The sequence below is a fragment of the Inquilinus sp. CA228 genome (genome assembly GCF_052078665.1).
GTDB lineage: Bacteria > Pseudomonadota > Alphaproteobacteria > DSM-16000 > Inquilinaceae > Inquilinus.
Window position 1 is genome coordinate 1 of the sequence record NZ_JBQJIK010000121.1, and the last position, 15,753, is coordinate 15,753.

At 69.3% G+C, this 15,753-nt stretch carries 15 protein-coding genes; 10 read left to right on the forward strand and 5 right to left on the reverse strand.

The window, feature by feature from the left end:
• Positions 1-100: 100 nt before the first annotated feature.
• Positions 101-1,084 carry a D-2-hydroxyacid dehydrogenase gene (locus ACTOWL_RS35710; RefSeq protein ID WP_441326066.1) on the reverse strand — a complete coding sequence of 328 codons (984 nt, stop codon included), beginning with the start codon at positions 1,082-1,084 and terminating at the stop codon, positions 101-103.
• 204 nt (positions 1,085-1,288) lie between these two features.
• Between ACTOWL_RS35710 and ACTOWL_RS35715 the strand changes: the two genes are divergently transcribed.
• Positions 1,289-3,799: a GcvT family protein gene (locus ACTOWL_RS35715; protein WP_441326067.1), complete on the forward strand. Its 2,511-nt coding sequence runs from the start codon at positions 1,289-1,291 to the stop codon at positions 3,797-3,799.
• A gap of 19 nt (positions 3,800-3,818) precedes the next feature.
• Here the strand turns inward: ACTOWL_RS35715 and ACTOWL_RS35720 are convergent, their stop codons facing one another.
• Positions 3,819-4,589 (reverse strand): class II glutamine amidotransferase, encoded by a 771-nt coding sequence (locus ACTOWL_RS35720; RefSeq protein WP_441326068.1) that lies wholly within the window; start codon positions 4,587-4,589, stop codon positions 3,819-3,821.
• A 319-nt stretch (positions 4,590-4,908) separates the two neighbouring features.
• On the opposite strand from ACTOWL_RS35720, the gene ACTOWL_RS35725 reads away from it, so the two are divergent.
• On the forward strand, positions 4,909-5,403 hold the full coding sequence (locus ACTOWL_RS35725) for a hypothetical protein (protein ID WP_441326069.1): 495 nt from the start codon (positions 4,909-4,911) through the stop codon (positions 5,401-5,403).
• A gap of 15 nt (positions 5,404-5,418) precedes the next feature.
• Here the strand turns inward: ACTOWL_RS35725 and ACTOWL_RS35730 are convergent, their stop codons facing one another.
• Positions 5,419-5,574, reverse strand: a complete 156-nt coding sequence (locus tag ACTOWL_RS35730; RefSeq protein WP_441326070.1) for a hypothetical protein — start codon at positions 5,572-5,574, stop codon at positions 5,419-5,421.
• Positions 5,575-6,001: 427 nt separating this feature from the next.
• Here ACTOWL_RS35730 and ACTOWL_RS35735 point away from each other — a divergent pair, with 427 nt between their 5' ends.
• The 3 genes from ACTOWL_RS35735 (at position 6,002) to ACTOWL_RS35745 (ending at position 11,366) form a co-directional block, all read left to right on the forward strand.
• Complete coding sequence (locus ACTOWL_RS35735) at positions 6,002-7,594, forward strand: DegQ family serine endoprotease (RefSeq protein WP_441326071.1); 1,593 nt, start codon at positions 6,002-6,004, stop codon at positions 7,592-7,594.
• Between the two features lie 119 nt (positions 7,595-7,713).
• Positions 7,714-9,846, forward strand: a complete 2,133-nt coding sequence (locus ACTOWL_RS35740; RefSeq protein ID WP_441326072.1) for a glycoside hydrolase family 3 N-terminal domain-containing protein — start codon at positions 7,714-7,716, stop codon at positions 9,844-9,846.
• 197 nt (positions 9,847-10,043) lie between these two features.
• Positions 10,044-11,366 (forward strand): hypothetical protein, encoded by a 1,323-nt coding sequence (locus ACTOWL_RS35745; protein WP_441326073.1) that lies wholly within the window; start codon positions 10,044-10,046, stop codon positions 11,364-11,366.
• Here ACTOWL_RS35745 and ACTOWL_RS35750 read toward each other — a convergent pair.
• Together ACTOWL_RS35750 and ACTOWL_RS35755 are read right to left on the reverse strand one after the other, a co-directional pair.
• Positions 11,363-11,947, reverse strand: a complete 585-nt coding sequence (locus tag ACTOWL_RS35750; protein WP_441326074.1) for a helix-turn-helix transcriptional regulator — start codon at positions 11,945-11,947, stop codon at positions 11,363-11,365. The genes ACTOWL_RS35745 and ACTOWL_RS35750 overlap by 4 nt on opposite strands.
• 11 nt (positions 11,948-11,958) lie before the next feature.
• Positions 11,959-12,276: a hypothetical protein gene (locus tag ACTOWL_RS35755; RefSeq protein ID WP_441326075.1), complete on the reverse strand. Its 318-nt coding sequence runs from the start codon at positions 12,274-12,276 to the stop codon at positions 11,959-11,961.
• A 106-nt stretch (positions 12,277-12,382) separates the two neighbouring features.
• Here ACTOWL_RS35755 and ACTOWL_RS35760 point away from each other — a divergent pair, with 106 nt between their 5' ends.
• The 5 genes from ACTOWL_RS35760 to ACTOWL_RS35780 all read left to right on the forward strand — a co-directional run.
• Positions 12,383-13,840, forward strand: a complete 1,458-nt coding sequence (locus ACTOWL_RS35760; RefSeq protein WP_441326076.1) for an alpha-glucosidase/alpha-galactosidase — start codon at positions 12,383-12,385, stop codon at positions 13,838-13,840.
• A gap of 81 nt (positions 13,841-13,921) precedes the next feature.
• A complete protein-coding gene (locus ACTOWL_RS35765) occupies positions 13,922-14,230 on the forward strand; it encodes a hypothetical protein (protein ID WP_441326077.1) in 309 nt (102 codons plus the stop codon).
• A 132-nt stretch (positions 14,231-14,362) separates the two neighbouring features.
• Complete coding sequence (locus ACTOWL_RS35770; RefSeq protein ID WP_441326078.1) at positions 14,363-15,055, forward strand: glutathione S-transferase family protein; 693 nt, start codon at positions 14,363-14,365, stop codon at positions 15,053-15,055.
• 3 nt (positions 15,056-15,058) lie between these two features.
• A complete protein-coding gene (locus ACTOWL_RS35775; protein ID WP_441326079.1) occupies positions 15,059-15,391 on the forward strand; it encodes an ArsR/SmtB family transcription factor in 333 nt (110 codons plus the stop codon).
• The coding region (locus tag ACTOWL_RS35780) for an SRPBCC domain-containing protein (protein ID WP_441326080.1) at positions 15,388-15,753 on the forward strand (366 nt) is incomplete at its 3' end. The genes ACTOWL_RS35775 and ACTOWL_RS35780, both read left to right, overlap by 4 nt.

A 15,753-nucleotide genomic window follows, 5' to 3' on the forward strand; every position in this document is an offset into this window, starting at 1 on the left:
TAGGCCCGCCCTCACCCGGTCGTCCTACGGACGCCCGACCTCTCCCGCCAGGCGGGAGAGGCAACGCGAAAAACCTTCACCGTACGACTATGTCGCCGCTTCAGGCCCGCCCGCCAGCCACCAAATTGAACGGCTTGCCCTGCTGGAAGGCGTCGATCAGGTCGACCAGCTGGTCGGCCAGGGCCTGCATGGCGTTGCGGCCAGCCCAGGCGACATGCGGCGTCAGGATGAAGTTCGGCAGGTCCAGGAGCTTCATCAGCGGCGCGTCGGCCGGCGGCGGCTCGGGCAGCGCCACGTCGAAGCCGGCGCCGCCGATGCGGCCGGCCCGCAGCGCCTCGGTCAGCGCGTCCTCGTCGACCAGCCCGCCGCGGGCGGTGTTGATCAGGAGCGCCTCCGGCTTCATCCGGGCGAACTCCGCGGCGCCGATCAGGCCCCGCGTCTCCGGCCGCAGCGGACAGTGCAGCGAGATCACGTCGCTGGTCGCGATCACCTCGTCGAACGGGACGCGGCCGTCGATCGGGGCGACGTCGCCCTTGCGGCCGGCGAAGACGACATCCATGCCGAAGGCCCGGCCGATCGTCGCCACCGCATTGCCCAGCGAGCCGCCGCCGATCAGCCCCAGCCGGGCGCCGTGCAGGTCGAGGATCGAATGGTCGAAGAAGCAGAACTGCCTGGTCTCCTGCCAGCGCCCGGCCTCGACCGAGCGGCGATAGGGCAGGAGCGAGCGGCGCAGCGCCAGGATCAGGGTGAAGACATGCTCCGGCACCGTGTGCACGGCATAGCCGCGGATGTTGCAGACCGCGACGCCGTGCCGGTCGCACCAGGCGGTGTCGACGCAATCCGTTCCGGTGGCGGCGACCGCGATCAGGCGGAGGTCGGGCAACTGCTCCAGCACCGGCTCGCGCAGCTGGACCTTGTTGATCACGGCGACTCCGGCGCCGCGCAGCCGCTCCGGCACCTGGTCTGGCGCGGTCCGCTGGTGCTCCTCCCAGCGATGCGGGAAGGCGGGCGGGCGCAGGCGGATTGCCGGCGCCAGGGTCTCGCGGTCGAGGAAGACGATCTTCGGGTCGGACGGCAGCGTCATGGTCGGCCTCGCAGGGATCTGCCGCCAGCATGCCGATCCCGACGCGGCCGGCCGTCCCGATTGCGACATCGCCAATCTTTGACGTGACTTGGGCTTTGGCGGGCCTGCGACATCACAGGTCGCGGCTGGATTAGCCTCGAACCGGCCCCGCCCGGACACTCGTCTCAGGATGGCCGTGTGGGCCCGCAGGGAGCGGTTCGAGCGATGAAGTCAACAGCGCGCGTGGTGGTGATCGGCGGCGGCGTGGTGGGCGTGGGCACGCTCTATCACCTGGCCAAGAAGGGCTGGACGGACGTCGTCCTGATCGAGCGCAAGGAGCTGACCTCGGGCTCGACCTGGCATGCCGCCGGCCTCTTGCCGCTGTTCAACATGAGCTACTCGGTCGGGCAGATCCACAAACACTCGGTCAAGCTCTACAACGCGCTCGAGGCCGAGACCGGCCAGCATGTCGGCTTCCGCCAGGTCTCCAACATCCGTCTCGCCCGGACCAAGGACCGCTGGGACGAGTTCATGTACTACAAGGGCGTGGCCGACACGATCGGGATCAGGGTCAACCTGCTGACCCCGGCCCAGGTCAAGGAGATCTGGCCGCTGTGCGAGACCGATGGCATCATCGGCGCGATCCAGCACCCGGATGACGGCTACATCCAGCCGGCCGACCTGACCCAGGCCTTCGCCAAGGGCGCCCGGGCGCTAGGCGCGGAGATCTATCGCTTCACCACCGTGACCGGGATCGAGCAGACGCCGTCCGGCGAGTGGCTGGTCAAGACCGACAAGGGCGACATCACCTGCGAGCATGTGGTCTCGGCCTCGGGCAACTTCGCCCGCCGCACCGGCGCCATGGTCGGGCTCGACATCCCGGTGATCCCGGTCGAGCACCAGTACATCGTCACCGAGCCGCACCCGGCGGTGCAGGAGCGGCACCGCCGGGGCCTGCCGGAGATGGGCGTGCTGCGCGAGGCCGACAGCTCCTGGTACCTGCGCGAGGAGGCCGGCGGCTTCATCCTCGGCCCCTATGAGCCGGGTGCGCCCTGCTGCTATCTCGACGGCCCGGACGAGCAGTCGGAATATGAGCTGTTCCAGGAGGATCTGGAGCGGATCGCGCCGCATATCGAGACCGCGATCGCCCGCGTGCCGGCCTTCGGCGAGGTCGGGGTCAAGAAGGTCTATAACGGCGCCATCGCCTACACCCCCGACGGCAGCCCGATCATCGGCCCGGCCTGGGGGCTGAAGAACTTCTGGCTGAACGAGGGCCACAGCTTCGGCGTCACCGCCGCCGGCGGCGCCGGCTGGCAGCTGGCCGAATGGATCGTCGAGGGCGAGCCGTCGATCGACATGATGGGCGTCGACCCGCGTCGCTTCGGCCCCTACGCCTCGCGCGGCTATCTCAAGGCCAAGAACGAGGAGGCCTACCGCAACGTCTTCACCGTCCACTACCCGGACGAGGAGCGGGCGGAGGCGCGGCCGCTGAAGCGGGCGCCGTGCTACGACCGGATGAAGGCGCTCGGCGCCGTGTTCGGCACCGTCTATGGCTGGGAGCGGCCGAACTGGTTCGCGCCCGAGGGCTACGGGCTGACCGAGGCGGAGCTGAACAAGCCGGACACGCTGGTCAACGAGAACCATGCCCCGGCGGCGCCGGGCGAGAAGGTGCGGGAAAAGTGGAGCTTCCGCCGCTCCAACTACTTCGAGTTCGTCGGCCGCGAGGCCCGGCACGTGCACGAGACCGTCGGCCTGCTCGACATGTCGGCCTTCGCCAAATACACGGTCAGCGGACCGGGCGCGGCCGCCTGGCTGGACGGCATCGTCGCCAACCGGGTGCCGAAGAAGCCGGGCCGCATGACCCTGGCGCATCTGCTGACCAAGAATGGCGGGGTGCGGTCGGAGTTCACCATCTACTGCGAGTCGCCGAACCACTATTACCTGGTCGGCGCCGGCGCCTATGAGCGGCACGACTGGGACACGCTGCAGAAGCTGCGGCCGCGCGACGGCTCGGTCGACCTGCAGAAGATCACCACCCAGAATGGCGTCTTCGTCCTGGCCGGCCCGAGCTCGCGCGACCTGCTGCAGAAGCTGACCGACACCGACCTGTCGACCGCCGCCTTCCCCTGGCTGTCGGGCAAGCCGATCAATGTCGGCATCGCCCAGGCCCAGGCGCTGCGCGTCAACTTCGTCGGCGAGCTGGGCTGGGAGCTGCATCACCCGATCGAGATGCAGAACACCATCTTCGACCTGCTGATGGATGCCGGCCGCGAATTCGACCTGAAGCCCTTCGGCATCCGGACGATGGACTCGCTGCGGCTGGAGAAATCCTACCGTCTGATCCCGCGCGAGCTGTCGATCGAGTATTCGGCGCTGGAATCGGGACTCGACCGCTTCGTCCATCCGAACAAGGGCGACTTCATCGGCCGCGACGCGCTGGTGGCGTGGCGCGAGCGCGGCTTCAAGAACCGCTTCGTCACCCTGGAGGTGATGGATGTCGGCGATGCCGACGCCCGCGGCAACGAGCCGATCACCAAGGGCGGCGAGCTGGTCGGCCGCTGCACCTCGGGCGGCTATGGCTGGCGGCTGGGCAAGTCTCTGGCCCTGGCGATGGTCCGGCCGGACCTCGGCGAGATCGGCACCGAGCTCGACGTCAGCATCCTCGGCAAGCCGCACCGCGCCATGGTGATCGAGGAATCGCCCTTCGATCCCAACAACGAACGGCTGCGGGCCTGACCCGATGCCGGCCGGCGGATCAGGGGCGGAACGCCTCCAGGTCCAGCCGGCCGGCGCAGTCGGTCACCAGCAGATGGCCGGGCGGCACCCGGTGCCAGTGGCCGAAATTGCCGTCCAGCGGCTCCGACACGATCAGCCGCTGGCCGTCATCGGCGCAGTAGAACATCGACGGCGGCGTCTCGTCCGTGGCGTAGCGCACGGTCCAGACGCTGCAGCCGTCGCTCAGCGCAGCGGTCATGCGGAACGGCTCGTCGATCGCCGCATCCGCCATGGCCTCGCCGATCGCCGCGGCGGTGCGGCGCAGCGCCCCGGCCGGGTCCGCCTCCAGGCCGAAGCCGAACAGCGTCAGGAAGATCAGCTCGCTGTCGGTGGTGCAGCCGCGCCGGGGATACAGCTCGTCCGGGATCAGCGCGTCGAGGCGCCGCCGGATCCGGTCGTAGCCGCCGATCTGGCCGTTGTGCATGAACAGCCAGCGCCCCTGGCTGAAGGGGTGGCAGTTGGCCCGGCTGGTCGCGGTGCCGGTCGAAGCCCGGACATGGGCGAAGAACGTCCTGGCCCGGATCTGGTGCGCCAGGCTCTTCAGGTTCGGGTCGGCCCAGGCCGGCAGGATGTCGCGGTACAGGCCGGGCACCGGCCGCTCGCCGTACCAGCCGACGCCGAAACCGTCGCCATTGGTCGCCACCACCGCTTTTCGCGCGTGCAGACTCTGGGCGATCAGCGAGAATTCAGGCTCGAACAGCAGCTTCTCGAGGAAGATCGGGGCGCCCGAATAGCTCAGCCAGCGGCACATGATCGCTTCGACTCGTCAAAACCCGGAGTTGAAACGTGGAATACTCCCGCGCAAGGCCTGCGTCACGCCCGCTTGGCATTCCGGCAACAGATCCCGACGAATCGTGTCGCGAAGTTGAAAACTTTCGATGTCATCCTCCAATTGGGGGATGCATAGTTTAGGATGTGAGAGCAAAGTTTATTCGCGTGTGCGGCGAGCTTCCTGTGGGGGGATGGTTAGCGTGGCCTTTGATGAGGCGATTGCGGACCGGCAGCTTCGGACGGTCTATCGGATCTGGTCGCGGCTCGCGTCGCGAGGGCGTCTTCCGGCTTGCGACGACATGATCTTCGCCAGCCTCAGCCGGCTGCCTCCACCCATCCTGCTGTGGGCCTGGATGCCGTGTGAGGGAACGTTCCGCTTCGCTCTCGACGCCCAGGGTGCGGGGCTGCCTTCGGACCGGAATCTGCCCGGGCGGCCGCTGGAGGAACTGTGCAGCGGTGAGCGCCATGACGCGATACGGCGCGGGCTGATGTCGGTCCAGCTTTCCGAGCGGCCGATCTATGCCGAATTCGCGCTGTCGGACGGCCTCGACAGCGTCCGCAAGCGCACCCTGCTGCTGCCGCTCTCCGACGCCACCGACGACCTCTCCTACGTGCTGATGCTGGTCGCCACGGTCTGGCCGGTGGACGCCTCCGTGCAGCAGCGGATCGACGGCTGCCCCGATGTCCGGGTGCATGTCCTCAGTCAGATCACCGACGAGGTGCCGGCCTATTGGGGCGACCCGCAGCCGGAGATCGACCCGGCCGAGTTCCAGTCCCTTCTGACCATCATCTGAGGGCTGCGGCGCGGCTCAGCGCCATCCCAACGAGCGTTCCGCGGCCGGGACCACTTGGCGGGAGGTGAAGCGCGCCTCCTCCTCCCGGTCCCGGCTGCACCACCACGCGCCGACGGCGAGGCCGACGGAAGGGCCGATGACGGCCCAGACGACCAGGAAAGCTGTCATCATCACATCTCTCTCCCGCTCACCGTGACGGGTGAACATCGGGATCGGTTCTCGGCCATATCGGCCGACACCCAAGATATGGGCAGGCCGATGCCAAGGAACAATCACTGGGTTTCAGTGTCGCCGGCCTGAACGACGCAGCGGTCGGGCCGACGATTGGTGGTCGGGTGCTGGCGGGAAGCGGATGCGCGCCGCCAGCATGGGCCGAAGTCACGTCCTGGTTTTGCGCCCCGGGTCCGGGGCCAGCAATATAATTTTCGTTAAGGTTGGTGAAAGGATCCTGACAGCTGTGCCGGGCAACCCGGTCGCCGACCAATATTAATCCGAATTAATGGCGTCGAAACAGGAGGTTAAAGGCCGACAGCTCATCTTCATCACCACACGCCGGCCAGTCGCGTCGGCGCTTAGGACAGTGGTGGAGATGATGCAGATGAAGACCCCCCTCGGTTCCGACGATCGCGGCCCGCGGACCGGCCTCCGCCGGATGACGGCGGCGCTGCTGCTCGGCACGGCGCTGATCGGCGTGCCGGTCGGGGCCGTCTTGACCTTCGACCGTCCGGCCGTGGCCCAGAATCAGGCCGAGGCGCAGACCTCGATCGTCCCGGCCGCCCCCGGTTCCTTCGCCGGCCTGGTGCGCCAGGTGACCCCGGCCGTGGTCAATGTCTCGACCACCGAGCATCCGTCGGCGTCGCAGCAGATGGCCGACCAGGATGAGGGCGGCCAGATGCAGCGGCAGTTCCCGCCCGGCTCGCCCTTCGACCAGTTCTTCAAGCGCTTCTTCGACGAGCAGCAGCCAGGCCGCCGTGGGCCCCGTGGCGGTGGCGGCGGTGAGGGCGGCGACGACAGCAACCAGATCATCCATGGCGCCGGCTCCGGCTTCATCATCGACCCGGCCGGCTACATCGTCACCAACAACCATGTGGTGAAAGACGCCGACGACATCACCGTCACCCTCAATGACGGCACCGTGATCCCGGCCAAGGTCGTGGGCACCGACGAGAAGACCGACCTCGCTCTGCTCAAGATCGACACCGACAAGAAGCTGACCACGGTCGAATGGGGCGACAGCGATGCCGCCCAGGTCGGCGACTGGGTGGTCGCCGTCGGCAACCCGTTCGGCCTCGGCGGCAGCGTCACGGCCGGCATCGTCTCGGCCCGCGGCCGCGACCTGCATTCCGGCCCGTTCGACGACTTCCTGCAGATCGACGCGCCGATCAACCGCGGCAATTCGGGCGGCCCCAGCTTCGACACCAGCGGCAAGGTGATCGGCATCAACAGCGCCATCTACTCGCCGTCGGGCGGCTCGGTCGGCATCGGCTTCGCCATCCCGTCGAACCTGGCCAAGACCGTGATCGCCCAGATCCGCGAGCATGGCAGCGTCCAGCGCGGCTGGCTCGGCGTGCAGATCCAGTCGGTGACGCCGGAGATGGCCGAGGCCCTCGGCCTCGACAAGGCGATGGGCGCGCTCGTCGCCGACGTGCAGGACGACAGCCCGGCGCTGAAGGCCGGCCTGCACCAGGGCGACGTGATCACCACCTATGACGGCAAGCCGGTGAACCAGCTGTCGGACCTGCCGCGCCTGGTCGCCGACACCACCGCCGGCACGACCGTGCCGGTCGAGGTGCTGCGCAACGGCAAGACCGAGAGCATCTCGGTCGAGATCGCCAAGCTGCCGGCCTCGCAGGAGAAGGTCGCCAGCGCCGACGAGAACGGCCCGGCGGTCGATGACCAGCTCGGCCTGTCGCTCTCGGCCCTGACCCCGAAGGTGCGCCGCGAGTTCAGCGTGCCGGACGAGATCGAGGGCGTGCTGGTCACCGGAATCCGCGACGACGGCCCGGCGCGCGAGACCGGTGTCGGCCCCGGCGACGTCATCGTCCGGGTCGGCAGCGAGGCGGTGAAGACCCCGTCCGAGGTCGCCAAGCAGGTCCAGGCGGCCAAGGAGGCGGAACGCAACGCCGTGATGCTGCTGATCAACCACCAGGGCGACCAGCGCTTCGTCGCGCTGAAGCTGCCGAAGGCCTGATCTTCTAAGTCTTCTTCATTCCCCTCGACTCGGGCGCTGGATTCTCCTTTCCGGCGCCCGTTTTTTTTGCCTTCATCCCGGGCATGCCTCCGAGGAGGCGGCAAAGGCGGAGTCGGCCCTTGGATCGGATCGAAACCCTGCTCGCGGCGATGACGCTCGACGAGAAGATCGGCCAGCTCACCATGATGTCCTCGACGCTGGCGGTGACCGGGCCGGTGTTGCCGGGCGACGTCACCGAGGGCATCCGCGCCGGCCGCATCGGCAGCCTGTTCAACCATTGGGGCCCGGACCGGGTGCGCGAGACCCAGCGCCTGGCGGTCGAGGAGTCGCGGCTGAAGATCCCGCTGTTCTTCGCCTTCGACGTCATCCACGGCCACCGCACCATCTTCCCGATCCCGCTGGCCGAGGCGGCGCTGTTCTCGCCCGAGCTGTGGGAGCACACCGCGCGGGAGGCGGCGATGGAGGCGGCGGAGGACGGGCTCGACCTGGTGTTCTCGCCGATGCTCGACGTCGCCCGCGACCCGCGCTGGGGCCGTATCTCAGAAGGCCCGGGCGAGGATCCCTGGCTGGCCTGCCGCATCGCCGAGGCCAAGGTCCGCGGCTACCAGACCGCCGACCTGGCGGCGCCCGACGCCGTGGCGGCCTGTGCCAAGCACTATCTGGCCTATGGCGCCGCGCTCGCCGGGCGGGACTACAACTCGGCCGACGTGTCGGACCGGGCGATCCGCGAGGTCTACCTGCCGCCCTTCACCGCCGCCCTTGCCGCCGGGGCGGCCACGGTGATGCCGGCGTTCAACGACGTCGCCGGCGTGCCGATGACGGCCAATGCCGCTCTGCTGCGCGGCACGCTGCTGGGCGAGCTCGGCTTCGACGGCGCGGTGATCAGTGACTACAACGCGATCATGGAGCTGCTGAGCCATGGCGTCGCCGCCGACGCGGTCGAGGCCGCGGCCCTGGCGCTGAAGGCCGGAATCGACATGGACATGATGAGCGGCGCCTACGCCGCCGGCCTGCCGACGGCGCTGCAGCGCGGCCTGGTGACCCAGCACGAGATCGACGGCGCGGTCCGCCGCGTTCTGCGCTTGAAGGAACGGCTCGGCCTGTTCGACGACCCGTATCGCCGCGTCGTCGCCGTGCCCGACGCCTTCCACGCGGCGGAGCGGCGGCGCCTGGCGCGCGACGCGGCGGCGAAGTCGATCGTGCTCTTGACCAACAAGGGCGTGCTGCCGCTGGCGCCGTCCGCCAAGCGCATCGCCGTGATCGGCCCGCTGGCCGATGCGCGGTCGGAGATGCTCGGCTCCTGGGCCGGCGCCGGCCGGTGGGAGGAGGCGGTGACCATCCTCGAGGGCGTCAAGGCCGCCCTGCCGCAGGCCGAGATCGCCTATGTCCCCGGCACCGAGATCGAGCGCGGCGGCGACGCCGGCATCGCCGCCGCCGTCCAGGCCGCGCGCGGCGCCGAGATCGTGCTGCTGTGCCTCGGCGAGGCGGCGGTCATGAGCGGCGAGGCGGCCAGCCGGGCCCGGCCGGACCTGCCAGGGCGTCAGCGCAACCTGGCCGAGACGGTGCTCGACCTCGGCGTGCCGGTGGTGGCGCTGCTGAGCTCCGGCCGGCCGCTGATGCTGCCCTGGCTGTTCGAACGCGCGGCGGCAGTCGTGGCCACCTGGTTCCTCGGGCACGAGGCCGGCCATGCCGTGGCCGATGTGCTGACCGGCGCGGTCAACCCCTCCGGCCGGCTGCCGGTGACCTGGCCGCGCGATGTCGGCCAGGTGCCGATCTATTTCGGCGAGCGCAACACCGGCCGCCCGACCGACCCGGAGCAGCACTACACCAGCAAATACATCGACCTGCCGTCGACGCCGCAATTCCCCTTCGGCCACGGCCTGTCCTACAGCCGCTTCGCCCTCGGCGACCTGCGCGTCTCCGCCCCGGTGCTGCGCCCGGGCGAGACGCTGACGGTCGAGGTGGCGGTGACCAACACCGGCACGGCGGCGGGGGAGGAGACGGTGTTCCTGTTCACCCGCGACCCGATCGCCAGCGTGGCCCGGCCGCTGCTGGAGCTGAAGGGCATGGCCAAGGCAGCGCTGGGTCCCGGCCAGAAGCAGGTGCTGCGCCTGCCGTTGCCGGCCGAGGCGCTGCAGTTCCCGGGCCTCGACCTGAAGCCGGTGCTGGAGCCCGGCGAGATCGAGATCCTGGTCGGCACCCGGGCCGACCGCACCGAATTGCTGTCGGCGACGATCCGGGTCGAAGTCTGAGGCCCGGCCCGACAAAACCGTCGTTGCGAGGAGGCGAAACCGACGAAGCAATCCAGGGGGCCGGAGCAGGCGGCCCCGGATTGCTTCGCTACGCTCGCAATGACGGAGGAGCGAGCATTCGTCGTGCGTCTTGTTGTCTCTATTTGTTATGATATACCATAAATTCAAATCGCAGATTTCACACGAGGCCGCCCGATATGACCGGAACCCGATTGTCCGCCGCCGCAGCGCTGCTGGCCGCGCTCTCCGCCGACGCGTCCGCCCATGACCAGGTGTCGCGCGGCCGCCTGGTCTTCGCCGACCACGAGACGCCGGTCGTCAGCGTGCTCGACCTCGACACCGCGAAGGTGACCCACAGCTTCGAGGTGTCGAAGGCCGATCCGACGCTGATCGGCACCGAAGGCGGACGCTTCGTCGTGATCCGCACGGGCGACGATTCGGGCACCATCCGAGTGCTGGACAGCGGCCTGTTCTATGAGTCGCACGAGGACCATTTCGACATCGAGAAGGGCGAGGTCCGGCTGCTCGACCTCACCCTCACCGGCGACAAGCCGTCCCATGTCGTGTCGGAGCAGGGCTGGCTGACGGTGTTCTACGACGGGCAGCGCCCCTGGCTCGGCGAGAGCGACCCCAAGGTGGTGGCGATCCGGCTCGACAGCCTGGACGGGGACAAGGTCGACACCACGGTCTGGCCGGCGCCGGCGCCCCAGCACGGCATCGCCGTGCCGCTCGGCGGCGACCGCTTCCTGATCTCGGTGTCGAAGGAGGCTTATGCGAAGGGCGACGACAAGACGGTGTCGTCGCGGCCGAACGGCTTCCAGATCCTCGATCGATCCCAGGATTGGAAGGCCGTCGCCACCTTCAACGACACCGCGGACCTCGACCGCTCCTGCAAGGAGTTCCACGGCCATGCCGGGCTGCAGGACCTCCATGTCTTCGGCTGCAACGCCCGGATCGAGGGCGACGCCGCGAGCGACGGCGGCGTCCTGGTGGTGGGCAAGGGGTTGGACGGGGCCTGGGGCGCGCGCAAACTCGCCTATCCCGACGGCCGCCGCGCCAGCACGATCAAGGCTGGTCCGTCGGGTCCCTATCTGGTCGCCAATTACGGCGGCGATCAGGGGCGTCCGTTCGCCGCCCTGCTGCGGATCGACCCGAAGGCCGAGACGCTGGCTGCCGCGGACGTGTTCCCGATCCCCGGCGGCCAGGCGGTCTGCCAGTACGAGGTCACCGGCGACGGCAAGCGCGTCGTCAACCTGACCCAGGACGGCAAGCTGCGGGTCTATGAGATCGCGCCGGAGTGGAAGGCGGTCGCCGAGTTCGACGCCGTCCCGGCCTTCGACTGCGCCTGGGACGCGGCGACGCCGGCCCCGGCGGTCGCGATCATCGGCAACAGCGCCTTCGTCAGCGACCCCGAGAACGGCCGGATCCGCGAATTCTACCTGAACAGCCTGAAGCAGGGGCTGGACGTCCCGGTCGGCGGCAAGCCCTCCGCCATCGCTGGCGGCGGCAACGCCGGCTAAGCCGGGGGCGGCGGGCCGGCCTCCCCCCGGCCGGCCCGCACCACCCCGGCATACATGCCGCTGCGCCGGAAGTCGCGCGGCCCGATGCCGTAGAAGCGGCGGAACACCTTGGCGAAGTAGTTGGCGTCGTCGAAGCCGCAGCGCTGGGCGATCACCTTGACCGGCGCCTCGTCGACACGCAGCAGCCGCGCCGCCTCCTCCATGCGCAGGCGCAGCAGGTAGCGGGCCGGCGTCGTGCCCTCATGCGCGGCGAACACCCGGCTGAAGTGATAGCGGCTGTAGCCGGCGGCCCTGGCCATGCGGGCGACGTCGATCCGCTCGGCCGGCTGGCCGGCGCACAGCGACACGGCCCGCTCGATCGCCGCCGGCCGGGGCGAATCCGCCGGCGCCTCGCCCCAGGGCAGCAGCTCCTCGGCCAGCCCCATCGCCGCGGCGTAGGCGAGGGCCGAGGCGCGGGCCGGGCTGACGGCCTCGCCCTGCAGCGCGGACAGGCACAGCCCGGCCAGCCGCTCGACCGCGGCCTCCGGCAGCGTCACCACCGGGCCGTGCGCGGCGATCACCTCGCGCCACACCCGCAGCACCTCGCGGCCGTTCAGGCACAGCCAGAAGAACTCCCATTCCGGGTTGCGGCCCAGCCAGTAGCGGTTGTCCTGCGGGAAGCGCAGCGCATGGTCTGGCCCGGCCGCAGCTCCCAGCGCTTGCGCCCGACCCGCAGATGGCCGCGGCCGCCGATGGTGTGCTGCAGCAGCACGAAGGGCGCGTCGCCGCGCCTCAGCCCGTGCCAGTCATAGCCGGGGTCGGTGCAGCGGTCGTAGCCGGCGCTGGTGACCATGGCGTGCAGCCGGTAGCGGTCCTTCGGGAACACCACCGAGACCCCGCCCGGAGTGCGCTCTCGCAGCGCCGGCAGCATGGAATGCCCCATGATCGCACGAAATTCCTCTTTCGCCGGTTTTCGCAGCCATGGACCATAGCACGGAATAACTTGCCGAGGGGCCGGTGGGCTCCGGGAGGATGCGATGAAGGTTGCCGTGATCGGCGCGGGCAGCGTCGGCTTCACCCGGAAGCTGGTGCGCGACATGCTGACGGTGCCGGAGCTGCAGGACACCGAATTCGCGTTGCACGACATCAACGCCGACAACCTCGACATGGTGGCGCAGATCCTGCGCCGCGACATCGAGGCCAACCGGCTGCCGGCGCGGGTCACGACATCGGCGGACCGGCGCCGGGCGCTGGAGGGCGCGCGCTACGTCATCAGCTGCGTCCGCATCGGCGGCCTGCGCGCCTTCGCCAGCGACATCGAGATCCCGCTGAAATACGGCGTCGACCAATGCGTCGGCGACACCATCTGCGCCGGCGGCATCCTGTACGGCCAGCGCAACATCCCGCAGGTGCTGGAGTTCTGCCGCGACATCCGGGCGGAGGCGGAGGCGGGGGCGTGGTTCCTGAACTACGCCAACCCGATGGCGATGAACACCTGGGCCGCGATCGAGCATGGCGGCGTCGCCAACACCATCGGCCTGTGCCACGGCGTGCAGCATGGCTGGCACCAGATCGCCGAGGTGCTGGGCGCCGAGGACCCGCGCGAGGTCGACTATGTCTGCGCCGGCATCAACCACCAGACCTGGTACATCGACATCCGCTTCCGCGGCCGGAAGATCGAGGCGGCGGAGCTGCTGGAGGCCTTCGAGCGCCATCCGCGGTTCCGGGAGGAGGAGAAGGTCCGGATCGACGTGCTGCGGCGCTTCGGCTGCTATTCGACCGAGAGCAACGGCCATCTCAGCGAATACCTGCCCTGGTATCGGAAGCGGCCGGACGAGATCGGCCGCTGGATCGACCTGTCGACCTGGATCAACGGCGAGACCGGCGGCTATCTGCGCCACTGCACCGAGCAGCGGACCTGGTTCGAGACCGACTTCCCGCGCTGGCTGTCCGAGGCCGGGGCGCCGCTGTCCGACTATCGCCGCTCCGACGAGCACGGCAGCTCCATCATCGAGGCGCTGGAGACCGGCCGGGTCTATCGCGGCCATTTCAACGTCAAGAACCGCGGGCTGATCACGAACCTGCCGCAGGACTGCATCGTCGAGACCCCGGGCTTCGTCGACCGCTTCGGCCTGAACATGGTGGCGGGGCTGGAGCTGCCGTTGGGCTGCGCCGCCACCTGCAGCGCCTCGGTCAATGTCCAGCGCATGGCCGTGCAGGCCGCCGTCACCGGCGACCTCGACCTGCTGCGCCTGGCGGTGCTGCACGACCCGCTGGTCGGCGCCGTCTGCAACCCGGAGGAGGTCTGGCAGATGGTCGACGAGCTGCTGGTGGCCCAGGCCGAATGGCTGCCGCAATTCGCCCATGCCGTCGACGGCGCCCGGCAGCGCCTGGCCCGCGGCGGCGTGGCGACGCGCGACTGGGGTGGCGCCGCCCGCCTGTCGGTGCGCAGCGTCGACCAGCTGCGCGAGGCGCGGGCCAAGGCCGCGGAATAGCCGGAATGGTGAAGGGCCGATCACCTCCGCAGCCGGCGGCGATTTTTGCTATGCTTCCGGCCGCAGGCTTGAGAGGTCCGGATGGGCATCACGATCTGTAAAATTCATGGCCAGGCCGAGATTATCGAGACCTGCTCGCATGTCGCCGAGCAAATCGATGCCGGGACAGTGCCGCGCGGTCGCCGGTTCAGCATCCTGTCCCATATGCTGGTCTGCGACGACTGCTTCAGCTCCCTCGGGTTTGAGCGGTTCATCAGCTTGGCCGATCTGCCGGTGGAAGAGGCCATCGATGTCGAGGATGGCCGTTGGGAGGCCTTTGAGGCGGCTTACGAACGCATGGAAGGCCGGGGCCTGTTCTGTGTGAAGTGTGTCGAGGAGCTGAAGCGATAGCCGTTCTGCCTCGAGCTCGATCAGCCGCACCGTGCCTTGGCAGCCCGAACAGTTTCCAAGACAGGAAACTGTTATTGCCCTGAAGGCCCGCCGCTGATAGTTTCTCCCTGAGGAAACTATGGGAGCGGAACGATGGCCCTGACCTTGTACCTCCACCCCCTGGCGTCCTTCTGTCACAAGGTCCTGATTGCCTTCTACGAGAACGAAACGGTGTTCGAGCGGGTGACGGTGGACCTGGGCGATCCGGGCGAGGCGGCGGCGCTGATGGCGAAGTGGCCGGTCGGGAAGATCCCGGTGCTCCACGACACGGCGCGCGACCGCGTCGTCGCGGAAACCAGCATCATCATCGAATACGTCCAGCAGCACTATCCGGGCCCGGCCCCGATGCTGCCGGAGGATGGCGAGCAGGAGCTCAACGCCCGGCTCTGGGACCGAGCCTTCGACCTCTATGTCGCCGCGCCGATGCAGCGGATCGTCGGCGACCGGCTGCGCCCGGTCGACAGCCGCGATCCCTATGGCGTCGCCGAGGCGCGGCGGTCGCTCGACACCGCCTACGCCATGCTCGATGTCCATCTGGCCGGCAAGGAGTGGGCGATCGGCGACCGCTTCACCATGGCCGACTGCGCCGCGTCGCCGGCCCTGTTCTACGCCTCGATGGTCCATCCCTTCGAACCGGACTACGCGAACCTCGCCGCTTACTTCGAGCGGCTGCAGGCGCGGCCGTCGATGCGGCGCACGCTGCGCGAGGCGCGGCCCTGGTTCTCGAACTTCCCGTATCGCGAGGCGATGCCGGACCGGTTCCTGCACGACGAGCCGGAGAGCTGAGAGGTGCAGCTGCAGGCGCTCGACCGCATCTTCATCGCCCTGTCCGACCCGAACCGCCGGGGCATGGCCGAGCGCCTCAGCCGCGGCCCGGCGACGGTCAAGCAGCTGGCCGAGCCGGCGGGGATGCGGCTGCCTTCGGCCGTCAAGCATCTCCGGATCCTGGAGGACAGCGGCATCGTCGTGTCGCGCAAGGCGGGCCGCGCGCGCACCTACAGCCTGCAGCCCGCCGCCCTGACCGTGATCGCCGACTGGGTTCGCGATCGGGAAGCCGCCCTGAACGCCGCTTTCGACCGCCTGGAGGCGGCCATGCGCGAGATCCCCGAGGAGGAACCGTGACCACCGTCGACCATTCCACCTTCGTCGTCGAACGCGCGCTGCCCGGCAGCCCCGCCCATGCCTTCCGCTTTTGGGCGGAGCCGGAGCTGAAGCGGCGCTGGACCGACTGCCACCCCGACTGGGCCGTGCTGGAGGACCTCTTCGACTTCCGGGTCGGCGGGGTCGAAGCCAAGCGCTGGCGGATGCCCGACGGGCAGGAGATGACCGTCCGGGCCCACTACCTCGACATCGTGCCGGGGCAGCGGATCATCTATGCCTATGAGATGAGCTTCGGCGGCCAGCGGGGCTCGGCCTCGCTGGCGACGGGCGAGCTGATCCCGGCCGGGTCGCGGCCGGCGATGAGGTTCACCGAGCTGGCGGCG

What these genes read in the sequence shown, in the direction of transcription:
- ACTOWL_RS35710 (WP_441326066.1), bottom strand. Translation starts at nt 1,084, where the DNA reads ATGACGCTGCCGTCCGACCCGAAGATCGTCTTCCTCGACCGCGAGACC.
- ACTOWL_RS35715 (WP_441326067.1), top strand. Translation starts at nt 1,289, where the DNA reads ATGAAGTCAACAGCGCGCGTGGTGGTGATCGGCGGCGGCGTGGTGGGC.
- ACTOWL_RS35720 (WP_441326068.1), bottom strand. Translation starts at nt 4,589, where the DNA reads ATGTGCCGCTGGCTGAGCTATTCGGGCGCCCCGATCTTCCTCGAGAAG.
- ACTOWL_RS35725 (WP_441326069.1), top strand. Translation starts at nt 4,909, where the DNA reads ATGATCTTCGCCAGCCTCAGCCGGCTGCCTCCACCCATCCTGCTGTGG.
- ACTOWL_RS35730 (WP_441326070.1), bottom strand. Translation starts at nt 5,574, where the DNA reads ATGATGACAGCTTTCCTGGTCGTCTGGGCCGTCATCGGCCCTTCCGTC.
- ACTOWL_RS35735 (WP_441326071.1), top strand. Translation starts at nt 6,002, where the DNA reads ATGAAGACCCCCCTCGGTTCCGACGATCGCGGCCCGCGGACCGGCCTC.
- ACTOWL_RS35745 (WP_441326073.1), top strand. Translation starts at nt 10,044, where the DNA reads ATGACCGGAACCCGATTGTCCGCCGCCGCAGCGCTGCTGGCCGCGCTC.
- ACTOWL_RS35755 (WP_441326075.1), bottom strand. Translation starts at nt 12,276, where the DNA reads ATGCTGCCGGCGCTGCGAGAGCGCACTCCGGGCGGGGTCTCGGTGGTG.
- ACTOWL_RS35760 (WP_441326076.1), top strand. Translation starts at nt 12,383, where the DNA reads ATGAAGGTTGCCGTGATCGGCGCGGGCAGCGTCGGCTTCACCCGGAAG.
- ACTOWL_RS35765 (WP_441326077.1), top strand. Translation starts at nt 13,922, where the DNA reads ATGGGCATCACGATCTGTAAAATTCATGGCCAGGCCGAGATTATCGAG.
- ACTOWL_RS35770 (WP_441326078.1), top strand. Translation starts at nt 14,363, where the DNA reads ATGGCCCTGACCTTGTACCTCCACCCCCTGGCGTCCTTCTGTCACAAG.